Genomic DNA, 6364 nt, shown 5'->3' on the forward strand with positions numbered 1-6364 from the left:
GCTGGCGGCGCGCACCGTCGCCGCTACCCACGAGCAGGTCACCGAGTTGCTCGCCGAGGCCCGTGCCCGCGCCGAGGGCATCACGGGCGACGCCGACCAGGAGGCTGCTGCCCACCGGGCTGCGGCCAAGAGCGAGTTGGAGACGGCGCGCGGCGAGGCCGACCGGCTGCTCTCCGGGGCGCACGAGCGCGCGGCGGAGCTGGTCGACGGCGCCCGCGCTCAGGTCGCCGACCTCACCGGCCTGGCCGAAGCCGACCGCGAGGCCACCGGCAAGGCGGTCGCCGAACTGCGGCGCATGGCCGAAGCCGACCTTGCCGAGATCAGCGCCATGGTCGACCAGCGCCGCACCGAGGCCGGCCAGATCCTTGCCCGCGCCCAGGCGCAGGCCGACGACCTGGTGGCCGCGGCTCAGCGCGAGGTCGCGCAGGCCCGCGAGCGCGTCGACAAGCTCGCCGCCACGGCGGCCGAGCAGTACGACGCCCGGCGGGCTGAGGCCGAGCAGCTGTACACGGACGCGGTCAAGGCCGCGGACGAGCGGCGCCGTGAAGCCGACGCCCACGTCGCCTCCGCCCTCAACGAGGCGGAGCAGGCGGGCAGCGAACTGCGCGAGAAGCTGCGGGCGCTGACCGACCGTTTCGACGCCGAGGCCTCGGCCAAGCGCAACGCGCTGGCCGACGACCTGGCCGGCCTCAAGACGGCCTGCGACAAGCAGCGCGACCGGCTGCGGGAGGAGGCCAAGACGGTCGCCGCGCAGCTGCGCGACGCCGCTCAGAAGGAGGCCGAGCGGATCACCGCCGAGGCCGAGCGCAAGGCCAAGGGCATCACCGACCGGGCCCAGGCGGATGAGGCCCGGGCCCGCCGGCTGCTGGAGGAGGCCAAGGCGGCAAAGCACGCCGCCTCGCGCTGGCGCGGCTGGCACCGCAAGGTCAGCCGCAAGGCGTGGAAGACCGCGCCGTGGATCGCGCTGGCCGCCGGCATCGGGCTCGCCGCCTCCGGCGAGTACGCGCTGGCCCACATGGTCGGCATCCACCCCTACGTCGCCCCGCTGCTGCCGGTCAGCATCGACGTCTACTGTGTCACCGCGTTCCGCACCAAGCGGGACATCGCGTCGGCCCTGGCGCTGATGGCGTCGGCCAACGTCACCTTCCACCTGGCCGACCAGGCGCACCTGGTGCCCGCCGGGCACGCGGCCCCGTGGTGGCTGACGACGTTCGTCGTGCTGATCTTCGTGGCCGTCATCTGGCGCGTCCACACGCTCATGCACGACGACGGCACGGACGGACACGACAGCCCGGACACCGCGCCCGTACACACCGGGACGGGCGCTCGTACGGACGGCGCGACGCACGCCCGTACGACCGCGTCCGGAGCGTCCTCGTACGGGGCGGCAACCGGTACGCCGACCCCAGCGAACGCGCTCGGCCCGGCTGGTACGCCGCCTGTACACGCCGCCCTCGCCCCCGCCGCCCCGAACGGGACGGCACCCGGGGTGACCAGCGCGTACACCGGCCGTACGAGCGGCGTACAGGCACAGTCCGAAGGTGCGCCGAGCACCGGTACGGAGCACAGCGGCCGTACCGGTACAGCGGCAGCCACCGGCGGCGGCCGTACCAGTACGGTCCACGCCCGTACAGCACCGGCGAACGGAGTCCCGGGCGCCCGTACAGGCACCGCGTCCTCCCGCCCGCGTACCACCCAGGCGGCCATCGGCCGTACCGGTACGACGCCCGCCCGTACGGACGAGGAACTCCTCCCCGCCGTACAGGCACTGCCCCGCGAAGACGACGGCTTCGTCAACGTCTCCCGCGCACGCACCGAGCTCAGCGTCAACCAGCCCCGGGCGGTCCGCCTGCTCGCCCAGGCCGGCCTGCTGCGCCCGGACGACGCGGACAAGTACCTGACCTGACCCGCCCTCCGACACCACCGGTGACGGCCAGCCCGCACGCCGGGCTGGCCCTCGCCGCGACTGCCGGAAGCAGCCGACCCCCGCAGAACCGCCCACGGAGGCAACCCATGACCGATGAAGCACGGAAGGCCGCACTGCGCGCCGCCGCGCAGGACCCGGACCGTTTCGCGGCCTACCTCGCCGACGTCCAGCGGGTGCTGCTGGCGATCGGCCAGGACCTGGAGATCCTGCACCAGGAGACCCGCGTCGACCTGCGCACCAACCACCACGTGGCGGGCGACCGCTGGTACCACGCCCGGCTGCGCGCCCTGCCGGTCGAGCGCACCCTCAAGGGCGTTCTGACCCACCTGGAAGGCCTGACCCAGGGCCTGGAAAAGGCCACGTTCAAGCGCCGCGCCCACCACGAGGAAGTCAAGGCGCTGCCCGGAAAGCGAGAGGCGAAGGAGATCGCCAAGAACCAGAAAAAGAACCGCCCGGTTTTGCCCTCCAGCCCGGAAAAGCCGGGAACGGCTACCGGCCCGCAGGATTCGGTGTATTCTGCTCCTGCGTCGATTTTCGACCTGGGTGACAGGCGGTCGGCGTGAACCGCCCCCTCACCAGCATCGAACGCGCTGCTGAATCCCGGCGCGGCTGGTACATCGGGGAAGAGCGGAAAGCCCGCGAGAAACGCGGCGACGCCGGTGCGATGGACTTCTGGCTCCGAATCGCCCGCTCCCAGATCGCCAAGGAAGTCCGCGCCGGCCGCACCGACGTGTGGGCCGGGTTCGCCGCCGTCTGCCGCCTGTTCACCACGGCGATGCAGCAGCGCGCGGCGGGCGACTCGCGGACCTGGACGGACCTCATGAACTACGCGGAGCAGGTCGTCCAGCGCAACCCTCCGCGTGACCCTGCGTGACCAATGAAGGCCCCGTCGGACCCCACGGCCCGGCGGGGCCTCGCGTAACGCGTGCACACGTGCACCCGTGCACGCGTGCACACGAGACCCCACTCTCTGTCAACCCCCAGGAAGGAGCCAGCCGTGTCCGACGACAGCGGCGACAGCGACGCCACGGTGCTCCCGTTCCGCGGCACCGACCCCTCCTACGTTCCCCCGCCGTCCATCCCCTCCTACGAGGACACGACGCCCGCGCCCGCCATTTCCGAGATCCCCCCGGAGAGCCCGGAGGAGACCACCATGGAATTGCCGGTCATTCCGGGGGCGCCGAATCCCGAGGATTCACGCGGTCACGTGCAAATCCCGACCGCGTTCCATTCGGAATCCGGAGAAATGGATGACGAAGGAGAATATGAAGGCGGCGAATACGACGTCCCGCGTTCGCTCGCCGACCGGATCGGTGACTGGCTGGATTACCGGATCGCGCTGGGAAAGTCCCGCCACGAGGCGGAAGCGCCCTATCGCGAGGCCGAGATAGCGCAGAAGGTCTCCCACCTCGAAGCGGGAACGGACCGCGAAATCGGCCTGATGGCGCAGCACAACAAGCTGCGCCAGGCGCACATCCAGGCGGCCGCCGCCCGGGCGGCGGCCCGCGGCAAGGCGGACGCGGCCGCGATGGACAAGGGCCTGGGGAAGACGCACTCGATCGGCCGGGGCGGCTCGGGCCGCAACGGCGGAGGCCCCGGCGGCGGTGGCCGTGCCGGCGGCAACGGCGGCGGGCCCAGCGGGGGCGGACGCTCCGGCAGCAACGGCACCAACGGCCGCAACGGCGGCGCGGGCAACACCTCCGGCAGCGTCGGCAGGGGCTCTGGCGGCCCGTCAGGCGGGCGCAACGGGGGTGGCCGGGGCAACGAGGCGCCGGGCGGCTCCCGAGGCCGTCAGAACGGCCCTCGCGGAGCCGACGGAGCGGGCGGCGGCGGAGGCCGGCAGACAGGCAGCAGCCGGGCCGAGCGCACCCGCGGCCGCCAGGAACGGGCCGCGGCCCGCACCGCCGGAAGCGAGCAGCGGCGCAGCGCCGCGCAGGCGGCGGACCTTCGAGACCGCAGCCTGGACCGCGACCAGTCCCGCGCCGACCGCCAGGCCCGGCGCCAGGAGCGACGGGCCCGGCGCAGCGACCCGACGCGCGTCACCCTGGGCGAGGCCATGGCCCGCGAAGCCGAGCGGCGGTTCGACGAGCGCCGCAAGGCGAAGGCCGACAAGAAGGCCGACGCCGACGGCACCGCGAAGCCGGACTCCGCTGCTGCGCCCGCAGCGGCCGGGGCAGCAGCAGACGGCAGCGCCTCTGCCCCTGCCGCACCGACCGCCGGGGCCAGCGCTGCTGCGCCGGACCCGGCCGCAGCGAGCGGGGCGACCAGCACCGGGGCCGGCACCGCGGCTGCCGGGGCCACCGCAGCTGCCGGGGGCCCGAAGCCCGCAGACGCGGAGGCCGGAGCCAGCGCCGGGGGCACGCCCCCGGGCAAGACGAAGTTCGACCCCAAGGACTTCCGCATGCCCGAGGAGGACCTGGCCGAGTTCGCCGAGTGGAGCCACAGGGAACGCGGGTGGGCCCCCACCAGCGTCGACGACATCACCCACGAGGACGCGACGAAGTTCTACGACTGGCGCTACCGGGAGCGCTACGAAACCGTCGTCGACGCCGAGACCGTCGCTCCGGGCCGCACCGACCAGCCCCCGAGCTCCGCCGCCGACGGCGACATCGCCGACGCCGTGATCGTGGAGCCCGCCGCCCTGCCGCGTGCCCCCGAACGGCACACCCAGCGGCCCGGAACCACCCGACCCGCCCCGGAGGACGGCAGCGTGAAGACCGAGAAGTCCAGGCCCGCCTACAACCGGCACGCCACGCCGCGGCAGCACGCCACGGACATCACCTTCGAGCAGTTCCTGGTGGAGATCGCGAACATCGCCACCAACGCGGCCGCCAACAAGGAGGAGGCCGAGGAACTCGCCACGGCGCTCGGCGTGATCGCCGACGCGCTGCGCGAGATGGCCTCCGACCTGATCGGCGACCACAACATCGCGACCGAGGTCACCGACCTGATCGCGAACCTCGCCGATGCCGCCGACGTGATGAAGGGCCAGGCGGCCAGGTGCGCCCAGGAGTGCGAGACCGCGTACACCGCAGCGGTCACCGCCGCGCAGTCCGTCGCGAACGTCTACGGCCAGGACCAGGCCGCCAAGGACGAGACCGGCCTGGCCCAGGCCTCCGCCGCCGCCCACCACGACTAGAAGGGAATCCTCGCTGATGAGCGACGACACGGCCGTGGCCCCGAGCCCCGCCCCCGCAGCCAACGCGCCCGCGCCGACGACCGGCTCCGGGGCCGCGCCCGCAGCCAACGCGCCCGTCCCGGCGGGCGGATCCGGCTCCAGCACGACTCCGGCGCCCACCGACGCGGACAACCGCTACAAGGCGGTCCAGCACAAGCTGAAGGCCTTCGCCGGGGCCATGGACGAGGCCACGAACCGGCTCGGACACCTGCTCCAGGGGATGCGGAACAACGCCGACCGCGCCAGGAGCCTGGCCGACACGATCGCCAACGCCGATCTGGACCCGGTCTTCGTGGAGATGACCAGCGCCGTCTCGGTCGCCCTGGGCGGCGCCTCGGTGGAGGTCCGCAAGCTGCTGGAGACGGCGCAGGACGTCACCGGCCTGGCGGAGCAGACCCGGGTGGGCCACTCGAAGCTGTACGCCGCGCTGGACGAGGTCCGCACCGGCCGCAAGTACCGCACCCCCAAGCCCGGCTTCTTCAACAACTGACTGCCCTCCCACAGCAGGGCGGCCCCGCCACCGGGGCCGCCCTGCTGCTTCCCCTGCCGCACCTTCGCAAAGGAGATCCGGTGTCCACACCGCGCACCGTCGTGCTGGAACGCACCTTCTACACGCTGGCCGCGCCGGTTCTGGCAGCGGCTCCCCACCTGCCCGCCATCCTGCCGCCGGGCACCGGCGCCCACGCGGCCGCCGTCGTGCTCAACGACGTCGTCTTGGTCGGCGGGCTCGCCGCGCCGGTCGTCGTGCTGGCCAAGGCGAAGAACCGGGTGGGCCGCAAGCTGATGCGGCTGTCCCCGCTGGCCTTGGCCGCCGCGATCGAGGTCGCCTCCAGCCACATCCCCGGCTGGGGCACCATGGCGCTGGCCGCCGCGTGGGCCGTCTACGGCTGCTTCGTGCTGCCGCTGTCGAAGACCGGCCGCCGACGCTTCCGCCCCGGCCGCGGCCACGCCCCCGTCCTGGCCGCAGCGCAGCCGGCGCCCGTGCCCACCGAACCCCAGCCGGTCGACAACGACCACCACTTGGACCCGTTCACCCGCGGCGTCGTGCACCTGTGGCGGCAGGCCGGCACCCCCGGCAACACCATCGTCGTCAAGGTCGACCGGCACCCGGGAACCGACCACGACATGACGATGATGCTGCGCGCCGGCGAGATCGGCCGTCCGATCACCGGCGTGAGCCCAGCGGTGGTCGCCGCGGCGTTCGGCGTCAGCGAGAACGTCGTCCACCTCGCCTCCGTCGTCCAGGAGGACGGCCGCCA

At 73.6% G+C, this 6364-nt stretch carries 5 protein-coding genes and 1 pseudogene; all 6 read left to right on the forward strand.

Annotated elements, in window-relative coordinates:
- Nucleotides 1-1906, forward strand: a 1906-nt coding sequence (locus TR50_RS28125; RefSeq protein WP_063775156.1) for a hypothetical protein, incomplete at its 5' end; no start/stop codon positions are given.
- A gap of 107 nt (nucleotides 1907-2013) precedes the next feature.
- Nucleotides 2014-2490 carry a hypothetical protein gene (locus TR50_RS28130; protein ID WP_042428040.1) on the forward strand — a complete coding sequence of 159 codons (477 nt, stop codon included), beginning with the start codon at nucleotides 2014-2016 and terminating at the stop codon, nucleotides 2488-2490.
- Entirely contained in the window at nucleotides 2487-2801 is a 315-nt protein-coding gene (locus tag TR50_RS28135; protein WP_042428042.1) for a hypothetical protein, read from the forward strand. Before TR50_RS28130 ends, TR50_RS28135 begins: the two co-directional genes overlap by 4 nt.
- A 123-nt stretch (nucleotides 2802-2924) precedes the next feature.
- Complete coding sequence (locus TR50_RS28140; protein ID WP_052441413.1) at nucleotides 2925-5066, forward strand: hypothetical protein; 2142 nt, start codon at nucleotides 2925-2927, stop codon at nucleotides 5064-5066.
- A gap of 16 nt (nucleotides 5067-5082) precedes the next feature.
- On the forward strand, nucleotides 5083-5595 hold the full coding sequence (locus TR50_RS28145; RefSeq protein ID WP_236654624.1) for a conjugal transfer protein TraB: 513 nt from the start codon (nucleotides 5083-5085) through the stop codon (nucleotides 5593-5595).
- 80 nt (nucleotides 5596-5675) lie between these two features.
- Nucleotides 5676-6364 (forward strand): annotated as a pseudogene (locus TR50_RS47110) (chromosome segregation protein ParM); the annotation flags it as partial.

The sequence above is a fragment of the Streptacidiphilus anmyonensis genome (genome assembly GCF_000787855.1).
In the GTDB taxonomy this organism is placed as follows: Bacteria; Actinomycetota; Actinomycetes; order Streptomycetales; family Streptomycetaceae; genus Streptacidiphilus; species Streptacidiphilus anmyonensis.

Excerpts from the sequence above, each read along its gene's own strand:
- TR50_RS28130 (WP_042428040.1), top strand. The coding sequence starts at position 2,014 with ATGACCGATGAAGCACGGAAGGCCGCACTGCGCGCCGCCGCGCAGGAC.
- TR50_RS28145 (WP_236654624.1), top strand. The coding sequence starts at position 5,083 with ATGAGCGACGACACGGCCGTGGCCCCGAGCCCCGCCCCCGCAGCCAAC.